Below are 25,045 nucleotides of genomic sequence, written 5' to 3'. Positions count from 1 at the left end.
GGGCGAACCATGCTGGTTTGCGCTAGATGCCCATGTTCGACAGGCTCTGCAGGATGTTGCGCAGGGTGCCGGCGAGGGTCGGGTGCTGGCTCTCGAAGCGCTCCACCGCCAGGTTGACGCCGTCGACCAGCGTGGCGTCGGGGGCGCTGGCGAGTTCCTTGGCCAGCTTGAGGTCGATTTCCTGCATCAGTTCGAGCAGGGCGGCACGGTCCTCCGCATCCAGCGGGGTGTCCTCGGCCAGTTGCTCACGCAGTTGCAGCAGGTGTTGTTGCAGATGTTCAGGCATGACGTTTCCCTCTATCAAGACAGCAGAGTGGACCCTGGCCAGGCGGCAAAGGTTCGCTTGATGTCTTGAAGGGTAATCCACTCCACGCGCTCCTGCCTGATCCGCGTCAAGCCGTCGTCAGGGCTTTTCACCCTTGCGCCGGCGTTGGGCCAGGTCGAGCAGGCAGGCGTGCAGCTCACCGGGGTGATCGATCACCGAGTGCACGCCCAGGTGGTACAGCTCCAGGGTGGCGTCGGCGCGGCGTTTCTCGCGCTCGGCCACCGACAGAGCCTGCCAGTCGCCCAGGGCCAGGCCGCACAGCGGGCCGCAGGTGGCCAGGCCGATGCACCACAGCCCGGCGTTGAGCCCGGCCTGCAGCAGGCGCGGTTCGCTGGCGATCAGCACGCAACCGTCGAGGCGTTCTACCTGCAGCTCGGCCAGCGCATTCCAGCAGGCATCCGGAGCGGGCCAGGGTCGGCCGGGATTGCTGGCAGCCAGCAACCACTGTGGCAGTGGCGAGGCGAGGCGCTGACCGACCTCGGTTGGCAACTCGTCGAGCCAGGCGCAGGGCAGGCCGCGCTGGTGCAGGTCACCGAGCAATTGAGCCACACCGGCAATCGGTTCGGCATATTCGGTCGCGCTGGCCAGCAGGGCGGGCAGCGACGTCTCGGCGGGCTCGCTGTGCTGGCGGGCAACCGGCAGGGTGCGCGCGCCGAAATCGACCAGGCAGCCGGAGAGGCCGAACAGCAGCGCAGTGAATTCAGGTGCGGCGGATGAATCAGGCATGTGCGGAACCCCCGAGGTATCCGGGGGAGGCTAACGCCTGCGCATGACGGTAGCGTGACGCCGGGTCAGGCGTTCAGGCGCTCGCGCAGATGATCCGGCACCGCTACCGACGCGCCGCTGGCGTGGTCGATCCACACCAACTTGCAGTGGCCTTCGCCATAGCAGGTCTGCGTGTCGCCGAGGATGCTCAGGCGATGCTCGATCACCAGGCTGCTGCGCCCGAGTGCACCGGCGAACAGCTTGACCACCACGGTGGCCGGGTGCACCACCGGTTTCAGGTAGGTGTGCAGTGTTTGCAGGATCACCGGGCCTTGAGGTGCATGGTCGATGTTCACGCCGACCGTGGTGAACCAGTCCACGCGCGCCTCCTGGATGTACTCCAGGTAGACGGTGTTGTTGACGTGACCGTAGTTGTCCATGTCGCCCCAGCGAACGGGAACGTGTGCAGTGTGAATCAGGCGATTGTGCGACATTCTGTTTCGGCTACTTCGCTATGCTGCTGCCTTAACCGGCGGCGATGTTTATACTGCCGGCCTGATTGAGGCGGCCGCGGGTCGCCACACTACTAATGCCAAGGAGTGACTGCAAATGCGCGTGATCGGTGCAAGCTGGATCGATCGTCTGGGCCGTCTGTGCGCCTGTGCCACCCTGGCGGTTCTGCCGGCCGTCGCCGGCGCCGCCGAGTCGGACCCGTGGGAATCCTTCAACCGTCCGGTGTTCCGTTTCAACGACACCATCGACACCTACGCACTGAAGCCGCTGGCGCAGGGTTACCAGACGGTCACGCCACAGTTCCTCGAGGACGGCGTGCACAACGTATTTCGCAACGTCGGCGATGTCGGCAACCTGGCCAACAACCTGCTGCAGGGCAAGGTGCATGATGCGGGCGTCGACACCGGCCGGCTGATCTTCAACACCACCTTCGGCCTGTTCGGTTTCTTCGACGTGGCCACCGACATGGGCCTGCAGCGCAGCGACGAGGACTTCGGCCAGACCCTCGGCGCCTGGGGCCTGGGCAGCGGTCCTTACCTGGTACTGCCGTTGCTCGGTCCGAGCTCGCTGCGTGACGCGCCGGCGAAGATCCCTGACAGCTACCTCGGCCCGTACCCGTATATCGACCACGTACCGACCCGCAACGTCATCCGCGGCGTGAACGTGATCGACGCACGCGCCAACCTGCTCTCGGCCGAGAAGATGGTCAGCGGTGACAAGTACATTTTCATCCGCAACGCCTACCTGGAAAACCGCGAATTCCGCGTCAAGGACGGCGAAGTGGTGGACGACTTCTGAGTCGTTCAGCAATGAAAAAGGCGGCCATCTGGCCGCCTTTTTCATTGCCGTGGCACATCAGGTCATCGACAGGATGGCCAGTCCGAGGGACTGTCGACCGTCGCCCAGGTCGATGACACGCATCACCTCGGCTTCGGCTTCCAGCCCACGCAGTTCGTTGTGGTCGGAGGCGATGTGAACCTTGACCTTGTCGCCCAAGGCCAGGTTGCCATCGACTTCCAGTTGCATGCCGGTGCTCGACAGGTCGAGGCACAGGGCGGGAGTGGCATGACCACCATGGTGCAAGGTGACCGGTGCTTCCAGTCGCATGCGGATGAAGTCACGTTTCTCGCTGTAGGCACGATCGCTTTGGCTCATGGACCCTGTCCTCTTGTTATGGGCATTTTCCTCGGTCGTTATAACCCCCGCCGATTTGAGGTGTAAAGCAGCCTGGCGACAATCGGCACGCGCTTGAATCGCCCGCCGGATGGGAGTACCGTCTGCGCCGTGAAATGTACTGCGTACAGGTGTACCGGATTCCCCTCCGGCGCTAATCGTCAACTTCTGTTTCCGGCGTCTTTTGCCTGGATATCGCATGCACAATCCCAGCGCCAAGCTGCTGATCATCGATGACGACGAAGTGGTACGCGCTAGCCTCGCGGCCTATCTAGATGACAGCGGTTTCAGCGTCCTGCAAGCCAGCAACGGGCTGCAGGGCCTCGAAATCTTCGAGCAGGAACGACCTGATCTGGTCATCTGCGACCTGCGCATGCCGCAGGTCGACGGCCTCGAACTGATCCGCCGCCTCAACGTTCTCGACACCCAGGTTCCGGTGGTCGTGGTGTCCGGTGCCGGGGTGATGAACGATGCGGTCGAGGCACTGCGTCTCGGCGCGGCTGACTACCTGATTAAGCCTCTGGAAGATCTCGCTGTCCTCGAACACTCGGTTCGTCGCTCGCTTGATCGCGCGCATCTGCGTCTGGAAAACCAGCGCTACCGCGAGAAACTGGAGCTGGCCAACCGTGAGCTGCAGGCCAGCCTGCACCTGTTGCAGGAAGACCAGAACGCCGGACGCCAGGTGCAGATGAACATGCTGCCGGTGACGCCGTGGAAGGCCGAGGGACTGGAGTTCGCGCACCAGATCATTCCGTCGTTGTACCTGTCCGGTGATTTCGTTGACTACTTCCGCGTGGACGAGCGCCGCATCGCGTTCTACCTGGCGGATGTCTCCGGTCACGGCGCGTCGTCGGCTTTCGTCACCGTGCTGTTGAAGTTCATGACCACTCGTCTGCTTTACGAGTCGAGGCGTAACGGCACATTGCCGGAATTCAAACCCTCCGATGTGCTTGGGCACATCAACCGCGGGTTGATCAACTGCAAACTGGGCAAGCACGTGACCATGCTCGGTGGTGTGATCGACGAGGAGAGCGGCACCCTGACCTACAGCATCGGCGGGCACTTGCCGCTGCCGGTGCTGTTCAGCGAAGGCGAGGCGCGCTACCTGGAAGGCCGCGGCCTGCCGGTCGGCCTGTTCACCGAGGCGACCTATAGCGACCTGGAAATGCAGCTGCCGGCGTCGTTCAGCCTGACCCTGTTGTCTGACGGCATTCTGGACCTTTTGCCGGGTGATACGCTCAAAGATAAGGAAGTCGCTTTGCCGCAATTGGTATGTGCGGCCGGTGGCACGCTCGATGGTCTGCGACAGGTTCTCGGGCTGGCCAATCTGGGCGAGATGCCTGATGATATCGCCTTGCTGGTGTTGAGCAGGAACCTTGCATGAACCCTGGGAATAGCCCCGGTAGAATCCAATTCGCCGAACAGGACGGTACCTTTGTCCTGAAGTTTCTGGGTGAAGTCCGTCTGACCTTGTGTTCCGCATTGGATGCGACGATCGAGCGGATCTTCACGGCGCTGAATTTTTCGGCCATCGTCATCGACCTTACGGAAACCCGTAGCATCGACAGCACCACACTCGGCCTGCTGGCCAAGCTGTCGATCCTGTCGCGGCAGAAGGTCGGCCTGCTACCCACCGTGGTCACCACCCACCCGGACATCACCCGCCTGTTGCAGTCGATGGGCTTCGATCAGGTGTTCAACATCGTCGATCAGCCGGTGCCGTGCCCGGAGTGCCTGGATGACCTGCCATCGCAGGACCATTCCGAGGAGATCGTGCGCTCCAAGGTGCTCGAGGCGCATCGCATCCTTATGGGCCTGAACGAGTCCAACCGCGAAGCCTTCCATGATCTTGTGAGTGCGCTCGAACGCAGCTGACCCCGGGCAGGCATAAAAAAGGGCGATACCCGTGAGGGTATCGCCCTTTTTCGTTGCCGGGGGTCAGGCGCGGGCGGCGAGCAGGGCTTCGAGTTTTTCCTGGTCGCGGGCGAACAGGCGGATGCCTTCGGCCAGCTTCTCGGTGGCCATCGGGTCGTCGTTGAGTGCCCAGCGAAATGCCGCTTCGTCGAGCGTCTGACGGGCTTCGCCGCTGGCGTCGGCGTCGAGCAGGCGCGGTAGCTCGCCCTGGTCGTCGGCCAGCTGTTGCAGCAGGTCGGGGCTGATGGTCAGGCGGTCGCAGCCGGCCAGCTGTTCGATCTGGCCGAGGTTGCGAAAGCTCGCCCCCATCACCACGGTCTGGTAACCGTTGGCCTTGTAGTACTGGTAGATACGCGCGACGGATTGCACGCCCGGGTCTTCGGCGCCAACGAAATCACGGCCCTCGGCTTTCTTGTACCAGTCGTAGATACGACCGACGAAGGGCGAGATCAGGAACACCCCGGCGTCGGCGCAGGCGGCGGCCTGGGCGAACGAGAACAGCAGGGTGAGGTTGGTCTGTACGCCAGCCTTTTCCAGCTGTTCGGCGGCGCGGATACCCTCCCAAGTGGCGGCGATCTTGATCAGCACGCGCTCGCGACCGATACCGGCCTGGTCGTACAGGCCGATCAGGCGTTCGGCACGGCGCAGGGTCGCGGTGGTGTCGAAGGACAGACGCGCGTCGACCTCGGTAGAGATGCGTCCAGGAATTACCTTGAGGATTTCCTGGCCCACGGCCACGCCGAAGCGGTCACAGGCCAGGCCGAGGTCGCCGCCACAGCCAGCGACGGCAGCATCCAGCAGGTCGCTGTAGCGCGGCAGGGCCGCGGCCTTGAGCAGCAGTGAGGGGTTGGTGGTGGCGTCGACCGGCTTCAGTCGGCTGATGGCATCGAGGTCACCGGTATCGGCAACCACGGTGGTGTATTGCTTGAGTTGTTCCAGCTTGGAGGTCATGACGGGACTCGTTCGGTGCGAATCGCATGACCTTACCCGAGCGGCGAGGGCGGCTCAACCGCCCCGGCCAGACGTGCGCACTAGTACTCAGCGGCCGACCAGCAGTTCCCCGGCCTGGTCGAGCAGCGCCAGCGGGTCCTTGACCTTGTGTACGTCCACCGACAGCAGCTGACGGAAGCGCCGCGCACCGGGGAAACCCTGGCCCAGGCCGAGCACATGGCGGGTGATGTGATGCATCACACCGCCCTCGACGATGTGCCGTTCGATGTACGGGCGCATGCGCGCCAGCGCTTCGGCGCGACTGATCGACGGCTGCGTGCTGCCGAACAGCAACTGGTCGACCTGCGCCAGCAGATAAGGGTTGTGATAGGCCTCGCGGCCCAGCATCACGCCGTCGAAGGTCTGCAGGTGCTGTTGGCATTCCTCCAGGGTCTTGATACCGCCATTGAGGATCAGCTCCAGATCGGGAAAGTCCTGCTTGAGCTGCGCGGCGACGTCGTAGCGCAGCGGCGGTACCTCGCGATTTTCTTTCGGCGACAGGCCCTCGAGGATGGCGATACGGGCGTGTACGGTGAAACTGCGGCAACCGGCATCGCGTACCGTGCCGACGAAATCGCACAGTTCGGCGTAGCTGTCTCGGCCGTTGATGCCGATGCGGTGCTTGACCGTCACCGGGATCGATACGGCGTCCTGCATCGCCTTGACGCACTCGGCAACCAGGGTTGGATGGCCCATCAGACAGGCGCCGATCATGTTGTTCTGCACCCGGTCACTGGGGCAGCCGACGTTCAGGTTGACCTCGTCATAGCCATGCGCTTCGGCCATGCGCGCGCAGGCTGCCAGCTGCGCCGGGTCGCTGCCGCCCAGCTGCAGTGCCAGCGGGTGCTCGCACTCGTCATAGCGCAGGAAGCGCTCGGCGTCGCCGTTGAGCAGCGCACCGGTGGTGACCATCTCGGTGTACAGCAGCGCATGACGCGACAACTGGCGCAGGAAGTAGCGGCAATGGCGGTCCGTCCAGTCCATCATCGGGGCGACGCTGAATGTTCGTGATATGCGTGGCTTAACTATTTGATTCATAAAATATTATTTCTATGCCCTGATTGCGGGCGAGCGCGTTTTCGGCTGTTCCCTTGTGCCTGCGGTGCGCGTGCGGCAGGGAAAGGCAGGTGTTCAGGGCGCGCACAATGAGCCGAGCGCGCGCGCAAAGCAATGGTCCGCGGGTGGGTTAGGTGATGCAGTGAATATGGGCTGGCAGTTTATAAGCGGACGGCGGGGGGATGAAGCCGGCGCTGACTAGCGGGTTGTCGCCACTCCTGTATTCGACGCAGAGGGGTCGGCACTGCGACAACCCAGGGGTATTGACAGCTCTGGGATACTGAATGGAGCGCTGCCTATGACGCGGCGCATCCCAGACAACGGAGAGGAAGGTAGTCCCAATGCGCGATGACGAACTCAAGGCTTTGTTCGACCAGCAGGCAGCCGGTTACGACAAGCAGTGGTCGGGGATGGCGCCCATTCGCGAGGCGCTCTATCGGTTGCTCGATGCGCTGTTCGCCGCATTGCCGGAGAACGCGCGAATACTCTGCGTCGGTGTTGGTACGGGGGCAGAAGTGGCTCACCTGGCCGGCCGCTTTCCCGGCTGGCAGTTCACCGCAGTCGATCCGTCGGGGGCAATGCTCGAGGTCTGCCGGCAGCGTGCCGCCCAGGACGGCTTTCTCTCGCGCTGTTACTTCCATGAAGGCTATCTCGACACGCTGCCGGGCATGCCCGAGCACGACGGGGCGACGTGTTTTCTGGTGTCCCAGTTCCTGCTCGAGCGTCGGGCGCGGACTGCGTTCTTCCACGAGATTGCCTGTCGACTCAAGCCGGGCGGCGTGCTGGCGAACGCCGATCTCGCTTCCGACACCGGGTCGCCGGCCTACGAGGCGCTGCTGCGTAGCTGGATGACGCTGATGTCCTCTGCTGGCGTGCAGCCGGAGATGCTGGAGCGGGCGCGAGTGGCCTACGCCCGTGATGTAGCCATCCTGCCCACGCAGCAGGTTGCCGGGCTTATCGAGGCGGCGGGGTTCGAGGCGCCGGTGCAGTTCTTTCAGGCCGGGCTGATGCACGGCTGGGCCTGCCCGCGGAAGGCGAGCCGCGCGAGATAAGCGGCTGCCCGTTCAGGGCTTCGGCGTTGCTCCGCCTCCAGCCGTGAACAGGTGTGCGAAGCCCTGCAGCGTGCTGTCGACGAAGCGTGCGTCGCTGGTCGAGGCGGGGAGTTGCAGTACGCCGTGGATCACCAGCGAGGCCAGGCCATGGGTGTAGGACCAGCCCGCCAGGGCGGCGCGGCGGACTTCGGCGCTGTCCATGTCCTGCCCGAGTATCTCGGCGATGATGCGCATGAGTTCGCCGAAGGCCTCGTCGCGTGCTTCGCGGTATTCCAGCGGCATCTCGTTGTCGCCCAGTTCCGGGCCGAACATCAGCTGGTACAGCGCCGGGTTGGCACGGGCGAAGCTGAAGTAGGCCAGGCTGGCATCACGCAATTTCTGCAGGCCAGCGTTTGCCTGGTCTTCTCGGCGTAGCGCCGTGCCCAGTTCGCGAAAACCCTGAGCCGCCAACTGGCCGACCAGCTCGGCGCGGTTGGCGTAGTGGTGATAGGCCGCCGTCGAACTCACCCCGACCCGTTCCGATACCGCGCGCAGCGACAGTTTGGTCGGCCCCACTTCCTCGAGCATTTCCCGCGCGGCGCTGAGCAGTTGCGGGGCGAGGTTGCCTACGTGGTAGGTGTCGCGGGCGCGTTGGGATGGCTTGCTCATGCGGGGTAGGGCCTTGCTTGCGTGGGTGTGTAGGGCGTTGCGATCTTAGCATTGGGAAATATCTTGACGGTGCTAAGATCAAATCTTAGCATCGCTAACATTCTGTGCATGAGGTGCATCCATGGCTCCAACCTACGAGTGTTTTGCGATTAGCGTCGACAACGGCATCGCCCACCTGCAGCTCAACCGTCCCGACAAGGCCAACAGCCTGACGCGGGCCTTCTGGAGCGAGCTGCCCGATGCCGTCGACCAGCTGAGCCGCTCCGGTCAGGTACGGGCGATGGTGATTTCGGCACAGGGCAAGGTGTTTTGCGGCGGCCTGGACATGCAGATGTTTTCCACCGCCAAGGAATTCCACGCCAGCTGCCCGCAAGAGCGCGAGGTGCTGCAGGTCAATCTGGAACGCATGCAGGGCGCGCTGAATGCCCTGGAGCGTGCGCGCTTTCCGGTGATCGCCGCAGTGCAGGGCGCCTGCATCGGCGGTGGTTTCGACCTGATCGCCGCCTGCGACCTGTGCTTCGCCAGCGAGACCGCCAAGTTCCGTATCGAGGAAACCAACGTCGGCATGATGGCCGATCTCGGCGTGCTGCAACGTCTGCCACGGCTGATTCCTGCCGGCGTGGCGCGTTACCTGGCATTGACCGGGGACACCCTGGACGCCGCAGAAGCCTATCGCCTGGGCCTGCTGGCCAAGGTCTTCGCCACCCCCGAGGAACTGCTGGAAGGCGCGTTCGCCGCCGCTCGCAAGATCGCCGAGCGCCCGCCGGTGGCGATCAACGGGATCAAGCGCGCGATGCTCTACAGCCGTGACCACGGCGTCTACGAATCCCTGCAACACACCGTATTGCTGCAGAGCGCGATCCTCAGCGGCCAGGACATTCTGCGCTCGGTCGGCGCGCGGATGAGCGGGACGCCGGCGCAATTCGACGACCTGCACGCGCTGCAAAAAACCTTCTGAGGCTTTTTTAACCAAATCTTATCGTTGATAAGTTTGAGGTGAGTGATGACGCATTACGACGCTGTGGTGATCGGTGCCGGCAACGCCGGGCTGACCGCCGCGACGGCGCTGCAGCGGGGCGGCAGCCGCACCCTGCTGGTCGAGCGCCACAACATTCCGGGTGGCTGCGCGACCTCCTTCGTGCGCGGCAATTTCGAGTTCGAGGTCGCGCTGCATCAGCTCAGCGGCCTGGGCACCGAGGAAAAACCGTTCGTGATGCGCAAGTTCTTCGACAAGCTGGGGGTGCTGGACAAGGTCGAGTTCATCCAGGAACACGCGCTGTATCGCCTGGTGGTGCCCGGTGAGCTGGACGTCACCCTGCCGGCCAGCTGGTCGGGCATTCGCCGCCTGCTGCAGGACATGTACCCGGCCGAGAGCGAAGCCATCGAGCGCTTCATGCTGGTCTGCGAAAAGGTCACCCTGGAAAGCTTCATGACCCTGCCGCAGGCCTCGCGCTCGAACAGCGAGGCCATGCTCAAGTCGATGTGTCCGTACTACGTGCAGTACGGCTTCCGTTCGGCGCGCGAGGTGCTGGACGAGTTCTTCAGCGACGCGAAGCTGAAGAACATCCTCGCCACCTACTGGCTCTACCTCGGCGTGTCGCCGAGCATGCTGCCGTTCGCCGACCTGGCCACCATGCTCTACGCCTATGCGGTGTTCAAGCCCTGGCACATCAAGGGCGGCTCGCAGGCCATGTCCAGCGCGCTGGTGGAGTCATTCCTCGAGGCGGGCGGCGAGGTGCGTTTCAACTGCGGCGTGGAGAAGATCCATACCGAGGATGGGCGCATCTGTGGTGTCAGCCTGGAGGGTGGCGAACGGGTCAGCTGCGACGCGGTGGTGTCCAACGCCAGCCCGCTGATCACCTTCAACGAGCTGCTCGATCTCGACCGCCCGCCGCTGAAGATCCAGCAGGATTTCAAGTCGCGGCGCATGGGCACCTCGGCCTTCGTCATCTACCTCGGCCTGGACTGCACGCCACAGGAGCTGGGAGTAACCACCGCCTCCAGCTTCATCTACGAAACCCTCGACGAGGAGCAGATCCACGCGCGCATGGGCAGCCTGGAGCCGCCGCTGGGCGGCATGCTGACCTGCTACAACCTCGAGGACCCGAGCGCCGCGCCGGCTGGTAAAAGCCAGGTGGTACTGGTCTGCCTGCAGTACGGCGATGTGTGGAAGTCGGTGACGCCGGAGGATTACGCACAGACCAAGTACGCGTTCGCCGAGAAGCTCATCGAGGTGATCGAGAAGGTCTACCCCAAGGTGCGCCAGCACATCGAGGAGGTCGAGGTGGCCACGCCGCTGACCATGAAGCGCTACCTCAATACACCGGGCGGCGCCATCTACGGCTTCCAGCAGAGCGCGCAGGATTCGGCGCTGCTGCGTGAGCGCCTGGACGCCGTGCCGGGCCTGTACATGGCCGGCTCCTGGACCTCCATGGGCGGTTTCCAGCCGACCTACATGGCCGGCGAATCGACCGCCCGCGCCGTGCTCAAGCAACTGAAGACCAAAGAGGTGGAGCATGTCTGAGCAGAATGCGTTGAACCTGGTTGCCGGTTTTTCCGAGGCGTTCGCCGCCAAGCTGGCGCTGGAGCAGAGCGGCAGCGACTTCTATGAAGTGCGCGGCGAAGTCGGCAGCACCGTGGTGCAGTTGCACCCCAAGCGCCTGGCGCTGCAAGTCGCCGAGATCTTCGAGGACACGCCCACTACCAAGACCCTGCGCCTGGTCGCGGTCGACGGCCAGGCGTTGCCACCGTTCCAGGCTGGCCAGTACATCAACCTGTTCGTCGAGATCGACGGGGTACAGACGGCCCGGCCCTACGCCATGTCGTCCTCGCCGTCGCAGCGCACGTATTACGACCTGACCGTGAAGCGCGCCAAGGGCGGCTTCGTCTCCAACTACCTGCTCGACCGCGTGACGCTGGGGCAGCGCCTCACCAGCTCGGGACCGATGGGCACCTTCCATCACAACCCGCTGTTCCATGGCGACGACCTGGTATTCCTCGCTGGCGGTTCCGGCTCTGCGCCGGCGCGCAGCATTCTGCTGAACATCCTCGATCGCCAACTGCCGCAGCGTCTGCACATGGTCTACCTGAACAGCCATGTGGATGACGTGATCTTCGCCGACGAGCTGCGCGAGCTGGCCGGGCAGCATGCCAACTTCACCCTGAGCGAAGTGATCTCGCGTCCGCCGGCTGGCTACAGCGGCCGCAGCGGCCGTCTTAACCGGGAGATGCTGCAAGACCTGCTGGGCGAGATCGGCAACCAGATGTTCTACATCTGCGGCCCGACGCCGTTCAACGACAGCTGCGTGGCGCTGTTGACCGCGCTGGGCGTGGCTCGCCGGCGCATCCGCGTCGAAGCCAACGGCGCGCCCAAGGCGCCGCACGAACAGGCCGGCTGGCCAGAAGGCGTAGCCCTGGACGATGAAGTGCAGATCACCGTGCAGGGCCGTGGCAGCTTCCGCAGCACCGTTGGCGAGCCGCTGCTCAACGCCCTGGAACGCAACGGCTACTTCGTCGAGAACGCCTGCCGTTCGGGCGAGTGCAGCCTGTGCCGGGTCAAGCTGGTGGCCGGTTCGGTGTTCAATCCGCAGGAAGCGCACTTGCGCAAATCCGACCGTGATTTCAGCTGGATCTATTCCTGCGTGGCGTTCCCGACCGGGGATATCGAAGTCCTGCTGTAAGCCGACGCGAGCGGTGCCACCTGTCGCTCGCAGCCGCCAATAACAAGAACAGAACAAGGAGAAAGGGATGACTACCCGTCGTTGGGAACAGCACTATCCAGCACACCTGCAGGGTTACCAGATCGACGCCGCGTCGCTGTCAGGCAGCCTCGCGGAGTCGGCGCGAGAGGGGGCGCAACGCTTCGCCGACGCGCCGGCCTTCACCCAGGTGTTGCCCAACGGGTTGCACGCGGAGCTGACCTTCAGTGATATCGACCGGCTGTCCAGCGCCTTTGCCGCCTACCTGGTGCAGGAGCAGGGCCTGCAGGCGGGCGATGTGGTGGCCCTGCAGCTGCCCAACAGCCTGCACTATCCCATCGCGGTGCTGGGCGCCTGGAAGGCCGGGTTGATCGTCACCAACGTCAACCCGCTGTACACCGCGCGTGAGCTGGATGCGCAGCTGATCGACAGTGGCGCCAAGCTGCTGGTGGCCTGCGACCTGTTCGCCAAGCGCGCCGAGCCGGTGGTTGCGCAACTGGGCGTTGCGCTGGTGCTGACCAGCCTGAGCGACTTCTTCCCTGAGCCGATTGCCCAGGCCATCCAGCGCACGCTAGAAGAACAGGCCGGCGATGACCTGACGCCGCAGGTGGCCTTCCTGCGTTTCACCCAGGCCCTGGACCGTGGCCAGGAGCTGACGCTGGAGGAGCGCCACCATCCCGTGGCCCTGTACCAGTACACCGGCGGCACCACGGGCAGGAGCAAGGGCGCGGTGCTGACCCATGCCAACCTCAAGGCGGTGCTGCGCATGGCCGAGGACTACCTCGCGGGTTTCGGCGCGCAGATCGAGCCGGGCGAGATCATCCTCACCATCCCGCCGCTCTATCATATCTTCGCCTTCAACTTTAACTTCCTGCTGTTCTTCCGCCGGGGTGCGCACAACCTGCTGGTGCCCAATCCGCGACCGCTGTCCAACACCCAGCCGGCCTTCGACAAGTTTCCGGTGCGCTGGATGACGGGCGTAGACACCCTGTATGCCGGCCTGCTGGCCGAGCCCTGGTTCCAGGCCAATCCGCCCAAACTCAAGCTCGCCGTATCCGGCGGCACTTCGCTGCGTCCGGTAACCGGCGAACGCTGGCGTGCGGCCGTCGGGCAGATTCTCGAAGGCTATGGCCTGACCGAAAGCTGCTGCTTCGTCGCCTTCAATCCACCGGGGCCGAAGGAGCGCCCAGGCACCGTCGGCCTGCCGTTGCCCGGCAGCGACGTGCGCATCGCCAGTGCTGATGGCCACGAGCTGGCGCCCGGCACACCCGGCGAGTTGCTGGTGCGCGGCCCGCACATCATCGAGGCGTACCTCAATCGCCCCGAGGAAACCCGCGAAGCCTTCGTCGATGGCTGGTTCCGCACCGGCGATATCGCGGTGATGGACGAGGAGGGCTACATCCGCATCGTCGACCGCAAGAAAGACATGGTGCTGGTCTCCGGCTTCAACGTGTACCCCAACGAAGTGGAGGCGGTGATCGCCGAGCACCCGGACGTCAGCGAAGTGGCGGTGATCGGCGTACCCGACGAGGCAACGGGTGAAGCGCTGTGCGCCTACGTCGCGCTGCATCGGCCGGGGCTGGATGCGCAAACCATCATCCAGCATTGCCGCGAACGGCTGACCGCCTACAAGGTGCCAAAGCGCATCGAGTTCCGCGAGCAGCTGCCCAAGTCACCCATCGGCAAGATCCTGCGGGCGCAGTTGCGGACATGAGGACAGCCGTTAAGCCTGCTGTTTCGCTACCATCGGCGCCTTGCTCGCTGTTTGACTGAGGACCTCAGATGTCGATCTGGATCACCGCCGCGCCCGTGCTCACCTTGGGCCTGGGTGCCTACTACCTGCGCACGGCGGCGCGCAGGCCGCAGCTGATCTACCAGGCCAACCCGGAAAATCAGGCGTTGATCGCCCAGGTGCCGCGCTTGAGTCAGCGCTTCTGGGCGACCCCCTGGTTGTTCAACGGCCACCTGCAACTGCTTGGACTGGGACTGAAGAAAGTCTTCTCCGCGCGTCTGCAGTACGACCGCGTCGATACCCTGCGCATGGCTGATGGCGGCACCACGGCCCTGCACTGGCTCGGCGCTGAACTGCCGGCTTCGGTACCGACGCTGGTGGTGCTGCACACCATCACCGGCTCGCCGCACAGCATGCGCGGCTTCGTCCGCGACCTGCAGCGGCTGACGGGCTGGCGCGTGGTGGTGTGCGAGCGGCGCGGCCATGGCGGGCTGCCGCTGACCAGCCCGCGGTTCAACACCATGGGCGATACCGCCGATTTGCGCGAGCAACTGCGGCAGATCGGCGAGCGCTATCCGCAGTCGCCGCTTTACGCCGCAGGCATCTCGGCAGGCACTGGCCTGCTGGTTCGCTACCTGGGTGAGCAGGGCGCCGATACGCCATTACAGGGGGCCTTCGCCTATTGCCCGGGCTACGACATTCGCGTCGCCTTCGCGCGCTCACGAGCGCCCTACACCCGCCTGATGGCGAGGAAGCTGGTGCGCCAGTTCGTCACCCCGAACCGCGAGGCGCTGGCCCATCTACCCAGCCTCTCGGCCCTGGAAAATGCGCAAAGCCTGGATGAGTTTCACCGCCACCTGTACGAGTGCGCGGGCTACTCCAGCCAACAGGCCTTCCTCGACAGCTGCAACCCGATGCCGGTGATGGAGACGGTGAGCATCCCGCTGCTGGTGCTCAACGCCGAGGACGACCCGGTCTGTGTACTGGGCAATGTGCGCGATCACCAGCAGGCCATGGCGCGCATGCCCCGCACGCTGCTGGCCGTCACCGCACGCGGCAGCCATTGCGCCTACCTTTCCGGTTTCACCGCGCGCTCATGGGCCCATCACCTGGCGGCCGAGTTTCTCCAGGCGCTGCATGCCAGCGCTCGTCGGTCATCGGAAGACCATCCGCACTGAACCCGCGCGAGGTATCAGCAACACGCTTGATACCGCTTGGGCTGAGAGCGCTGAGCGGGTTCTTTACTGGGTCGGCAATCTCCCGAAGCGGCGCGCTTGGATTGCGCCCAGCCTGGCAGCGTTCTGCGTTCTGCGTTCTGCGTTGAGCGCAGCGCGGGCGATGCCGGTGCCCTATATGACACTGGCGCCTTGGATCACCTGATTGGCGCCCTTGGGCACGCTGGCGCAAGGGCGGACGGGCACACTCTGAAAGCGGATTCTGGCCTAGGCTGATCCGTCCGAGGCGTGAGCCATCAGACCTTTGCAGGAGAGCACTATGTCCAGAGGCGTCCCCATCCCCCGCAACCCCGCCAACGATTACACCAGCGAGCAGGCCAAGGTCCGTCGCGACTTTGTCAAAGCGCAAACCGGCGCCTCACTGGACACGGTCGGCCAGTACGCCATCGACCCGCAAGTCACCAGTGGCAATATCGAGAACTTCATCGGCGTGGTGCAGATGCCACTGGGGCTGGCCGGCCCGCTGCGGATCGAGGGCGAACACGCGCGGGGCGACTTCTATGTACCGATGGCCACCACCGAAGGCACTTTGCTGGCGAGTTACAGCCGGGGCATGCGGGCGATCAGCGCATCCGGCGGGGTGAAAACCACCGTGGTCAAACACTCCATGCAGCGTGCTCCGGTGTTCCTCTTCGACGATGCCTTGCAGGCGCGCGACTTCGGCGCCTGGCTGGTAAGCGAGTTCGAAACCATCAAGGCGGTCAGCGAAACCACCACCCGCAGCGGCAAGCTGTTCGAGATCGAGCAGTATCCGGTGGCCAACATGCTCTACACCCGCTTCTGCTACACCACCGGGGACGCCGCCGGGCAGAACATGACCAGCAAGGCCACCTTCGCCGCCTGCGAATGGATCAAGGCCAATCACCCCTTGCAGCCGCGCTACATCCTTTCCGGCGCCATCGATACCGACAAGAAACACTCGGCGATGAACATGATCCAGACCCGTGGCAAGCGGGTGATCGCCGAGTTCACCCTCAAGCGTGAAGTGGCCCACGAGCTGCTGCGCGTCGACCCCGTCAACCTCTACCGCTACCGGCAGATTGCCGCCGTCGGTGCCTTCCAGGCAGGCACTGCCTACAGCGGCGCGCACTCGGCCAACGGGCTGGCGGCGGTGTACATCGCCACCGGACAGGATGCGGCCAACGTGGCCGAATCCCACGGCGGCATCACCTATGGCCAGCTGCTGGATAACGGCGACTACTACTGGTCGGTCACCTTGCCAGCGGTGATCTGCGCCACCCACGGTGGCGGCACCGGCCTACCGACCCAGCGCGAGTGCCTGGAGCTGCTGGGCTGCTACGGCACCGGCAAGGCCGACAAACTGGCGGAAATCATCGCGGCGGTGGTCCTGGCCGGCGATGTGTCGCTGACTTCGGCAGTGCTGGCCGGGGATTGGGTCAGCAGCCATGAAGCGCTCGGGCGCAATCGCTGAGAAGAACACTGCTCGTGCCTTTTGCGCATGTACGCCTTGCTGCCAAAGCAGTATTGCCTGCCACCCGCACAGAGGAGGAGGCTAGGGCTCTCGACGATTGCGGGAGTGGCGGCGTGCTGGCGTCCGGCGAGCAGATTCATCACGAATGGCTGGGCCCCGGGCTCGAGCTGGTCTGGCTGCACGCGCCGCAGGCGTTGCAGGCGGCGCTGGCGCTGCAACTGGACGGTGGCAGCCATCACGAGCCGCTCGCCTATCCGGGCCTGGCGCATTTTCTCGAACACCTGGTGTTTCGTGGCAGCCAGGGCTTCGCGCCAGGCGATGGCCTGATGAGTCATGTGCAGGCCCACGGTGGCCAGGTCAATGCCAGCACGCGCGGCACGCACACTCTGTTTCATTTGCAGATCGACGAGACGCAGCTGGCAGCGGCCTGCGCGCGGCTGGTCGACCAGTTGCAGCGGCCACTGCTCGACTCGGCAGTGCAAGTGGCCGAACGCGACGTGCTGGAGGCCGAGTTCCGCTTGCGCGCGACCGATGTCGACACGCTGATCGACGCGGCCGTGGGCCAGGTGCTGAACCCGCAGCATGGCGCCGCGCGGTTCCAGGCCGGCCGGCGCAGCAGCCTGCCGGTCGAAGACGCGGCCTTCCAGGCGGCATTGCTGGACTATCACCGACGTATCTACCGCCAGGCGCGGGTGCGGCTGGTGGTCGTCAGCCGGCATGCGGCGACGCAGGGGTTGCCGGTGCTGCGCCCGTTGCTGCAGGACCTGGCCGGCACGCGCGATCCGCTTGCCCATGAGCCCCCGCCGCAACTGGGCCTGAACGGCACGTCGGCGTTGCAGTTGCAGGTGCCGGGCCGCATCGCCCGTGGCGTGCTGGCGGTGGCGCTGGAGCGTGACGGGCAGGGCGCCTCGGCTCTGCTCGGCTACCTGAACCTGATGCTTGAGTCGACGGCGCCGGGCAGCCTCACCGAGGCCCTGCGCGCCAGCGGGCTGGCCTCGACGCTGGTGTGGCGCCTGCTGCATGGTCAGGACGAGCAGGCCCTGCTGCTGGCGGATTTCCAGTTGCAGGCCGAGGGTTTCGTCCGGCGCGCGACCTTGTCGCAGGTGCTGGTGCAGCTGCTGGCGCATTGCCGGGCGCAGCTGTTCGGCGCGGACGGCGTGGCGCACTGCCAGGCCATTCTGGCGCGGCGCTGGCCCATCCTTGGCGCCCTGGAAAAGGCTCGCTACCTGCTGGAACAACCCGACCACCGCCAGGCTGCCGCCAGTCTCGACGCGCTGATCGCCCAGCTGCGCGCCGGGCAGTTTTTGCTGCTGAGCGCCGACTCGCGCGAGGTGGCTGCGCGGGTCGACGCTGGCTTCGAGCTGGCGCTGGCGCCGGAGTCATTGCCCGCGAGCGAGATGCTGGAGTTACGTCTGCCGAGCGCTGCGTGGCCGGCGCCACTGATTCACCCAAGGCGTGCACCGGCGACCTGGCGCGGCGCGCTACAGCGACCGCCGTGGGGCGATCCGAGCGTGGCAGCGCTGTTTCTGCTGTGGCCGGATAGCGTCGGCCAAGGTGCGCGCCTGCAGCAGCTGCAACAGCGCCTTGAGCCCGTGCAGGCCCAGGCCTGGCAGCAGGGTGTGCGCCTCGACCTGCGCCAGCGCGGCAGCGCCCTGAACCTGCAGTTGCTCGGTGCGGGCAACGCGCTACCAGCCGTGCTGCACCACGCCGTTGGCGTGCTGCGCGAACCCTGGCCGCTGGCCGATCACACCGCCGCTCCGGCGCCAGGTTCGGGCATCGCCTTGCGCCAGTTGTTGCAGGCATTGCCGCGGCAACTGGCCGGCCCGACTGCGGCCGCGTTGCCGCACCTGCCGGTGCAGGCCTCGACACTGCTGCTGAGCGATGACCGCGTACTGGCTGGGCAACTGGCGGCGCTGCTGGACGAACAGGGCGTGGGTTGCGAGCCCACCGCGCCGAGGCCCGGCCTCGCACTCGGCGGTTCACGCTGGCAGATACAGGCGCTGCCAGGCGAGGAATGCGCGTTGCTGCTGTTCGTGCCGGCGCCTGCCGGGGTGCATGGCGCGGTTGCCTGGCAACTGCTCGGGCAGTTGCTGGCCACGCCATTCCAGCGTCGTCTGCGTGAGGAGCTGCAACTGGGTTACGCGCTGTTCTGCGGCCATCGGCTGTTCGATGGGCAGGCCGGCCTGCTGTTCGCCGTGCAGTCTGCCAGTGCCGATGCACGTGCGATCTGGACAGCGTTGCAGCACTTCATCCAGCAGCAGGCACAGGTGCTCGCGGCGCTCGATGCAGGCAGCTGGAACGCCGCCGTCGAGCGCACCAGCAGCCAGCTGCAGCGTGCCGGCAGCAGCCTGGAGGAGGGCGCGCAGACGTTCTGCCAGGCCTGGCTCGCCGGGCAGCTGGACGACTATCCGCATGACCAGCTAGCAGCGCTTGCCAGCGTCACTCCACGCCAACTGGCCGATCAGCTGCAGCACCTGCTCGAACAGCCCTGGCTGGTGTTGAGCAACCAGGCGCGCCCGCCCGCCAATTCCTGACGTAACGCCGTGTAGGGTGCGCCGTTATCCCCGCATGGGGCTGCGGCGCGCCCGGCGCACCCTACGGCAGCATCGCCCCTGGCTCGCCGTCCGCCCACGCCTTCTTCCGCGCTGATTGCGCATCCGCGCAGCTCATCGTGCGCAAGTAGCGGGTGCCTGTCGTCGGGTGTACGACTTTCTGCTGCTTCGGGTGTAGCGCTTTTGCGCCGGGTCGGTGCACGACCTCGGACGCGCCCGCAAAGCAGTGGCGCTTTGCGTCCAAGGCAGCGTATGGCGGCTGCGGGTGGCTCCGAATAATCCCTCCGACGCGACTGCCCGGCAGTCGTCCCACGCCTCGGAGAGCGCCATGAACAACAAAAATATCGCCACCCCCAAGCTGCTGCCTTTCGCCATTGCCACCGCGCTGGTCTGCGGCCTGAGCCAACAGGCCAGTGCCGAGATCATGCTGTACGACAAGGATGACACCACCTTTTCCACCGACGGCTACATCAACGCCTTCTATGTGAACACCGACATCGACCGCGAGGGCGATCAGTTCGACCGCCGTCAGTCGCGCGTCAAGATGGGCTTTCTGCCCAACTGGCTGGGCTTCAACTTCGGCAAGCAGGTCGACGACCTCAAGCTCGGTGGCCGCGCCTCCTTCTGGGTGACCATCAACGACAGCGAAACCAACGGCACCGACACCGCCATCGACGTGCGTCAGTTCTACGGCACCGTGGCCAACCCGGAGTGGGGCGAAGTGCTGGTCGGTAAGGACTTCGGTCTGTTCTCGCGCTCGAACATCTTCCTCGACGAGATGCTCGCCGGTTACGGCAACTCCAGCGACACCCTGGGCCTGGTCGACGGCACCGGCGTGTCCTTCGGCAACATCGGCACCGGCTACCCGTACCCGTTCCCGACCTCGCAGATCACCTACCGCAACAACAACCTGGCCGAAGGCCTGCGTTTCGCGGTCGGCATCATGGACCCGGTCGACACCAACGACGACAGCGCCGTCGGCAAGGCCTACCAGGACCAGCCGCGCTACGAGTCGGAAGTCAGCTACCAGTTCGATGCCGCTGGCGCGACCATTTACTCCTGGCTCAACGGGGCCTACCAGACCTCGGAAAACACCGACGACTCGGTCGACGACGTGACCTCCAAGGGCCTCGGCTACGGCGTGCAGGCAAAGATCGCCGGCTTCTCGGTGACCGCTTCGGGCTTCCAGGCCAAGGGCATCAACCCGTTCTTCACCAACAACCTGGGCGAGCCGACCCTGCGCGATATCGACAGCGACGGCTATCTGCTGCAGGGCTCCTACACCTTCGGCAAGAACCGCTTCGCCCTGTCCTACGGCAAGACCGAGGACGACGGCAACGGCCTGGGCGTTGCAGCCGACTACGAGACCCGCGGCATCGCCTATTTCCGCACCATCAACGACAACCTCAAGCTGGTCGCCGAGTACAACCAGTACGAGATCGACGCGGCCGAAGGCAGCGGCCTCAACGAGGATTCCGACACCTTCGCCGTCGGTGCCGTCCTCAACTGGTAAGCCAGCTGCGCAATACCCCAGCGAGCCGGTGATGCCGGTTCGCCGCAGGGACCGGAAAGGTGGGCACGAGCAAGTGGCCCGCCTTCTTTCATAACAACAAGGAACATCACCGTGATTGGACTCTGGACTGCTTACAGCCAGGACTTCCTCCTCTGGCTGGCCATCGGCACCACCCTGGTATTCGCCTTGCCGATCTTCTGCGTACCGCTGCTGTGGGCGCGCCTGATGGGTTGGGCGATTCCCCGCGAAACCCACCTGGCGATCTACTTTGGCCGCTGCCTGGGCGCGTTCATCCTCATCGTCGAAGCGCTGATGCTGCGCGCCGCGCTGACCGGCGAGGCGTTGCTGTTCACCTACCAGGTGCTTGCGGCGGTCGCCCTGCTGATGATCCTGGTGCATATCTACGGCGCGCTGCGGCGCATCCAGCCGCTCAGCGAAACCCTGGAGATTGGCTTCTACAGCGGCATGCTGCTGGTAACGCTGCTGTGCTGGCCGCTCTGATCCGCCCGTAGGGTGTGCATGCCGTGCGCACCGCCGGCATTTGCGGTGCGCACGGCGCCCCTACGTCAGAGCAACGACCGAAGCCGCGCCTGAGGCCGATGGGCAGGCTTCGTCCTCTGGGTGACCAGCCCACTCCATTGCCGTCCGTCCGAGCGCTACTTTCGGACTAGACCCTTCGCGACCCAAGTAGCATGGGGCGCGCCCGGGCCGCTTCCTAGAATGACCACTACGGCAACAGATGTTGATGGGGTGGGCCGATGCGGCGTGGGGAAACTGAAGGTGTCGTCACTGCCGTATCGCATGCCCGCGATGCCGAGTCGGTGGCGCAGGAACTGGCGCGCCAGTTGATGCACCCGGATCTGGGTTTCGTGCTGTTCTTCTGCTCGGCGGAATACGACCTGGCCAGCCTCGGCCCGGCGCTGCACGAGTACTTTGGCGGTATCCGCGTGGTCGGTTGCACCACCGCCGGCGAGATCACTGCGCAGGGCTATGGCCAGGGCTGCGTCAGCGCCATCGGCTTCGATCACCGCAACTTCTCCATCGCCAGCGCGCTGATCGACGAGATGGACCGCTTCAACCTGATCGACGCCCAACAACTGGTCGAACGCCTGGTGCGCGACTGTCGCGGCAACGCGCTGGCGCCGATCACCGACCACAGCTTTGCCCTGACCCTGCTCGACGGCCTTTCCAGCCGTGAGGAAGTGGTGCTCGCCGCGCTCAGCGCCGCGCTGGGCAGCATCCCGCACTTCGGCGGTTCGGCCGGCGACGACAACCACCTGACCTGCACCCACGTCTACTACGACGGCGAGTTTCACAGCGGTGCGGCCGTGGTGGTGCTGGTCAATACCTGGCTGGATTTCGAGGTGTTCACCACCCACCACATCGAGCCGCGCCAGGAGAAACTGGTGGTCACCCAGGCCGACTCCGAGCTGCGTCGGGTCTACGAACTGAATGCCGCACCGGCGGCCGAGGAGTACGCGCGGCTGATCGGCGTGCCGCTGGCCGATCTGGACATGCGCACCTTCGCCGCACACCCGCTGGCCGTGCGCATCAAGGACCAGTACTACATTCGCTCGATCCAGCAGGTCAACGCCGACCGCAGCCTGACGTTCTACTGCGCGGTGGAGAACGGCATCGTCCTCACTGCGATGACGCCCGGCCCGCTGATGCCCAACCTGCAGCAGCAGTTCGAGCGCCTGCGCGCGCGCCTCGGCCCGCCGCTGCTGACCATCGGCTGCGACTGCGTGTTGCGCCGCCTGGAGGTCTCGGCGGGCAGCAGCATGAGCGATGTCTCCGACTTTCTCCGCGAGCAGCGGGTGATCGGCTTCAACACCTACGGGGAACAGTTCAATGGCATGCACATCAACCAGACCTTCACCGGGGTTGCCATTGGACGCCCAGGCCGCGCGCACGAGTGACGGCGAGGCGCGCCTGGCCGCCCTGGAGGCGGAAAACGCACGCCTGCGCACGATCAACGCGGCGCTGATCGAGCGCGTGGAGTCCGGCCATTCGCTGCGTTCGGACGGCTACGCGGCGTTCCAGCATTCGGTGGTGCTGGCCGAACAGGTGCGCGAGCGCACCGACGCGCTGAACCAGGCGATGACCGAGCTGAAGTCCAGCAACCAGCTGCTCAGCGATGCACGCCTGCGGGCCGAGACCGCGCACCAGCACCTGATCGACGCCATCGAGAGCATCTCCGACGCCTTCGTACTGTTCGACAAGGACCAGCGCATCGTCCTGTTCAACAGCCGTTTCAAGGAATTCTGGTCGCGCACGCGGGCGCGCATCGCCGCCGGCACGCGCCTGTCGGAGATCAAGCGCCTGGCCGAGAGCACCGGCCTGATCGTCGAGGAGCACCGCGGCCGTGGCGAGGGCCACACGGTGTTCCGCCTGATGAGCGGGCGCTGGGTGCAGGTCAGTGAGCGGCCGACCCGCGAAGGCGGCCTGGTGATCCTCTACACCGACATCACCGAGCTGAAGCAGAGCGAAACCCAGCGCCGCGAACAGGCCCTGGCGCAGAAGTCGCGGCTGCTACAGCGCGCCGTCGACAACCTGTCCCAGGGCGTGGCGATGGTCAACGCCGACGGCACCCTGGAGTTGTGGAACCACCGTTTCCTCGAACTCTGCGGGTTGGCGCCGATCGAGGCGCACCGGCCGTTTGCCGAAGTCATGGCCGACAGCGAGCTGGCCCTGCTCACGCCGGCCAGCCTGGACGCCCAGGGCGCGCCGCTGCTGGAGTGCGAGCAGCGCCTGTTCGACGGGCGCATGCTCGAAGTGCGCACCCACCCGCTGCCCACTGGCGGCTTCGTCAACACCTTCACCGACATCACCGAGCGCTTCCGCCAGGCCCAGGCGCTGAGCGAGAGCGAACGCTGGATTCGCCTGATCACCGACCATGTGCCGGCGCTGATCGCCTACCTCAATGCCGACCTGGTCTACGAGTTCACCAACAAGGTCTACGAGGAGTGGTACCACTGGCCGCGCGAAGGCATGCTCGGCCAGAGCCTGCGCGAGGTGCACAACGAGGAGCACTGGCGGCGCCTGGAGCCCTATGTGGGCCGTGCGCTGTCCGGCGAGAGCGTGACCTTCGAGATGGCCGAGACCAACTTCGCCGGGCAGGAGCGCTACATGCTGCGCTCCTACGTGCCGAACCGGCAGGCCAGTGGCGAGGTGGTCGGCATCTTCGTGCTGATCCGCGACATCACCGAGCGCCGGCGCACCTCCGAGGCGTTGCACCAGGCCTACCAGAACCTCGAACTGCGTGTGCGCGAGCGCACCGCCGAACTGACCAGCCTCAACCGCCAGCTGGTCGGCGAGATCGGCGAGCGCAGCCGGGTCGAATCACGCCTGCGCGAAGCCAAGCAGGAAGCCGAACAGGCCAACCTGTCGAAGACCAAGTTCCTCGCCGCCGTCAGCCATGACCTGCTGCAACCGCTCAACGCCGCGCGGCTGTTCACCAGCGCCTTGCTCGAACAGCGCCATAGCGAGGCCAGCCACGGGCTGATCCGCAACGTCAGCAACTCCCTGGAGGACGTGGAAAACCTGCTTGGCACCCTGGTCGACATTTCCAAGCTGGATGCCGGGGTGATCAAGCCGGACATCTCCAGCTTCGCCGTCGGCGACTTGCTGGAAAACCTCGCCGCCGAGTTCCGCCAGCACGCCGCCAGCGAGGGCCTGGTGCTGCAGTTCGTGCCCAGCTCGGCCTGGGTGCGCAGCGACATCCAGCTGCTCGCGCGCATCCTGCGCAACCTGCTGACCAACGCCATCCGCTACACCGCCAAGGGGCGCATCCTGCTCGGCTGTCGGCGCCGTGGGCAGATCCTCTCGATCGAGGTGTGGGACACCGGCATGGGTATCGCCGAAGACAAGCTCGACGAGGTGTTCCAGGAGTTCAAGCGCGGCGAGGGCCAGCATCACCAGGACCGCGGCCTGGGCCTGGGCCTGGCCATCGTCGACAAGATCGTGCGCATGCTCGGCCACCGCGTGCGCGTGCGTTCACGCCTGGGGCAGGGCTCGATGTTCGCCATCGAGGTGCCGCTGACCCGGCGCCTCAGCGTGCTGCAACAGGCGCCGCAAGCTCTGCCGCTGGCGGTGGAGTGCCTGCAGGGCGCGCGGGTGTGGGTACTGGATAACGATGCGGCGATCTGCGCCGGCATGCGCATCCTGCTCGAAGGCTGGGGCTGCCGGGTGGTCACCGCGCTGTCCGAGGACGATCTGGCGCGGCAGGTGGACAACTACCACGCCGAGGCTGACGTGCTGATCGCCGACTACCACCTCGACGACGGCCGCGACGGCGTGCAGGCCGTCACCGCGATCAACGCCCGCCGCGGCGAACCGCTGCCGGCGCTGATGGTGACCGCCAACTACAGCAACGAACTCAAGCAGAGCCTGCGCGAGCTGGGGCATACGCTGCTGCACAAGCCGGTGAAACCGATGAAGCTGAAGACCACGCTGAGCTTTCTCCTGGCGCGCCGCGCCGGCTAGCAAGCGGGTTGGCGGCTCAATC

General features: G+C 65.4%; 22 protein-coding genes. 15 read left to right on the top strand and 7 right to left on the bottom strand.

Annotated features, from left to right (window positions below; translation table 11 throughout):
• Positions 1-22 precede the first annotated feature (22 nt).
• The 3 genes from IB229_RS01170 to IB229_RS01160 form a co-directional block, all read right to left on the bottom strand.
• Positions 23-286: a DUF4404 family protein gene (locus IB229_RS01170; protein WP_192324141.1), complete on the bottom strand. Its 264-nt coding sequence runs from the start codon at positions 284-286 to the stop codon at positions 23-25.
• A 117-nt stretch (positions 287-403) separates the two neighbouring features.
• Positions 404-1,051 (bottom strand): HAD family phosphatase, encoded by a 648-nt coding sequence (locus IB229_RS01165; protein ID WP_192324139.1) that lies wholly within the window; start codon positions 1,049-1,051, stop codon positions 404-406.
• A 65-nt stretch (positions 1,052-1,116) separates the two neighbouring features.
• Positions 1,117-1,524: an acyl-CoA thioesterase gene (locus tag IB229_RS01160; protein ID WP_192324137.1), complete on the bottom strand. Its 408-nt coding sequence runs from the start codon at positions 1,522-1,524 to the stop codon at positions 1,117-1,119.
• 115 nt (positions 1,525-1,639) lie between these two features.
• Here IB229_RS01160 and IB229_RS01155 point away from each other — a divergent pair, with 115 nt between their 5' ends.
• A complete protein-coding gene (locus IB229_RS01155) occupies positions 1,640-2,341 on the top strand; it encodes a VacJ family lipoprotein (protein WP_192324134.1) in 702 nt (233 codons plus the stop codon).
• Positions 2,342-2,398: 57 nt separating this feature from the next.
• On the opposite strand, the gene IB229_RS01150 is transcribed toward IB229_RS01155, so the two are convergent.
• Entirely contained in the window at positions 2,399-2,698 is a 300-nt protein-coding gene (locus IB229_RS01150; protein WP_192324132.1) for a PilZ domain-containing protein, read from the bottom strand.
• A gap of 217 nt (positions 2,699-2,915) precedes the next feature.
• On the opposite strand from IB229_RS01150, the gene rssB reads away from it, so the two are divergent.
• Entirely contained in the window at positions 2,916-4,100 is a 1,185-nt protein-coding gene (gene rssB / locus IB229_RS01145; RefSeq protein WP_192324130.1) for a two-component system response regulator RssB, read from the top strand.
• Positions 4,097-4,591 carry an anti-sigma factor antagonist RssC gene (gene rssC / locus IB229_RS01140; protein WP_192324128.1) on the top strand — a complete coding sequence of 165 codons (495 nt, stop codon included), beginning with the start codon at positions 4,097-4,099 and terminating at the stop codon, positions 4,589-4,591. The genes rssB and rssC overlap by 4 nt, the downstream gene beginning before the upstream one ends.
• Before the next feature lie 63 nt (positions 4,592-4,654).
• On the opposite strand, the gene tal is transcribed toward rssC, so the two are convergent.
• Positions 4,655-5,581 (bottom strand): transaldolase, encoded by a 927-nt coding sequence (tal, locus tag IB229_RS01135; RefSeq protein WP_192324126.1) that lies wholly within the window; start codon positions 5,579-5,581, stop codon positions 4,655-4,657.
• 87 nt (positions 5,582-5,668) lie between these two features.
• Positions 5,669-6,658, bottom strand: coding sequence for a tRNA dihydrouridine(20/20a) synthase DusA (gene dusA / locus IB229_RS01130; protein WP_192324124.1), 990 nt, complete (start codon positions 6,656-6,658; stop codon positions 5,669-5,671).
• A 359-nt stretch (positions 6,659-7,017) separates the two neighbouring features.
• On the opposite strand from dusA, the gene IB229_RS01125 reads away from it, so the two are divergent.
• Positions 7,018-7,728, top strand: a complete 711-nt coding sequence (locus IB229_RS01125; protein ID WP_192324122.1) for a class I SAM-dependent methyltransferase — start codon at positions 7,018-7,020, stop codon at positions 7,726-7,728.
• Between the two features lie 12 nt (positions 7,729-7,740).
• Here the strand turns inward: IB229_RS01125 and IB229_RS01120 are convergent, their stop codons facing one another.
• Positions 7,741-8,376, bottom strand: a complete 636-nt coding sequence (locus IB229_RS01120; protein WP_192324120.1) for a TetR/AcrR family transcriptional regulator — start codon at positions 8,374-8,376, stop codon at positions 7,741-7,743.
• Between the two features lie 121 nt (positions 8,377-8,497).
• Between IB229_RS01120 and IB229_RS01115 the strand changes: the two genes are divergently transcribed.
• From IB229_RS01115 to nahK, 11 genes are all read left to right on the top strand, one after another.
• Complete coding sequence (locus IB229_RS01115) at positions 8,498-9,334, top strand: enoyl-CoA hydratase-related protein (protein ID WP_192324118.1); 837 nt, start codon at positions 8,498-8,500, stop codon at positions 9,332-9,334.
• 45 nt (positions 9,335-9,379) lie between these two features.
• Positions 9,380-10,900 carry a phytoene desaturase family protein gene (locus IB229_RS01110; protein ID WP_192324116.1) on the top strand — a complete coding sequence of 507 codons (1,521 nt, stop codon included), beginning with the start codon at positions 9,380-9,382 and terminating at the stop codon, positions 10,898-10,900.
• Positions 10,893-12,056: an FAD-binding oxidoreductase gene (locus IB229_RS01105; protein ID WP_192324114.1), complete on the top strand. Its 1,164-nt coding sequence runs from the start codon at positions 10,893-10,895 to the stop codon at positions 12,054-12,056. Before IB229_RS01110 ends, IB229_RS01105 begins: the two co-directional genes overlap by 8 nt.
• 67 nt (positions 12,057-12,123) lie before the next feature.
• Positions 12,124-13,788: an AMP-binding protein gene (locus IB229_RS01100; protein ID WP_192324112.1), complete on the top strand. Its 1,665-nt coding sequence runs from the start codon at positions 12,124-12,126 to the stop codon at positions 13,786-13,788.
• Positions 13,789-13,856: 68 nt separating this feature from the next.
• Entirely contained in the window at positions 13,857-14,984 is a 1,128-nt protein-coding gene (locus IB229_RS01095) for a YheT family hydrolase (protein ID WP_192324110.1), read from the top strand.
• Between the two features lie 316 nt (positions 14,985-15,300).
• Positions 15,301-16,473: a hydroxymethylglutaryl-CoA reductase gene (locus IB229_RS01090; protein WP_192324108.1), complete on the top strand. Its 1,173-nt coding sequence runs from the start codon at positions 15,301-15,303 to the stop codon at positions 16,471-16,473.
• A gap of 113 nt (positions 16,474-16,586) precedes the next feature.
• Positions 16,587-19,007 carry a pyrroloquinoline quinone biosynthesis protein PqqF gene (gene pqqF, locus IB229_RS01085; protein WP_192324106.1) on the top strand — a complete coding sequence of 807 codons (2,421 nt, stop codon included), beginning with the start codon at positions 16,587-16,589 and terminating at the stop codon, positions 19,005-19,007.
• Between the two features lie 346 nt (positions 19,008-19,353).
• A complete protein-coding gene (locus IB229_RS01080; protein ID WP_192324104.1) occupies positions 19,354-20,538 on the top strand; it encodes a porin in 1,185 nt (394 codons plus the stop codon).
• A 111-nt stretch (positions 20,539-20,649) separates the two neighbouring features.
• Complete coding sequence (locus IB229_RS01075; protein WP_192324102.1) at positions 20,650-21,039, top strand: hypothetical protein; 390 nt, start codon at positions 20,650-20,652, stop codon at positions 21,037-21,039.
• A gap of 257 nt (positions 21,040-21,296) precedes the next feature.
• The gene (gene nosP, locus IB229_RS01070) at positions 21,297-22,457 is read left to right on the top strand and encodes a nitric oxide-sensing protein NosP (protein ID WP_192324100.1); all 1,161 of its coding nucleotides are present in this window, start codon (positions 21,297-21,299) and stop codon (positions 22,455-22,457) included.
• Entirely contained in the window at positions 22,390-25,023 is a 2,634-nt protein-coding gene (gene nahK / locus IB229_RS01065; RefSeq protein WP_192324098.1) for a hybrid sensor histidine kinase/response regulator NahK/ErcS', read from the top strand. The genes nosP and nahK overlap by 68 nt, the downstream gene beginning before the upstream one ends.
• The last annotated feature ends 22 nt before the right edge of the window (positions 25,024-25,045 follow it).

Source organism: Pseudomonas sp. PDM14, assembly GCF_014851905.1.
GTDB lineage: Bacteria > Pseudomonadota > Gammaproteobacteria > Pseudomonadales > Pseudomonadaceae > Aquipseudomonas.
Note: the sequence above shows the minus strand (reverse complement) of the source record. Positions and strands in the feature narration are given on the sequence as shown.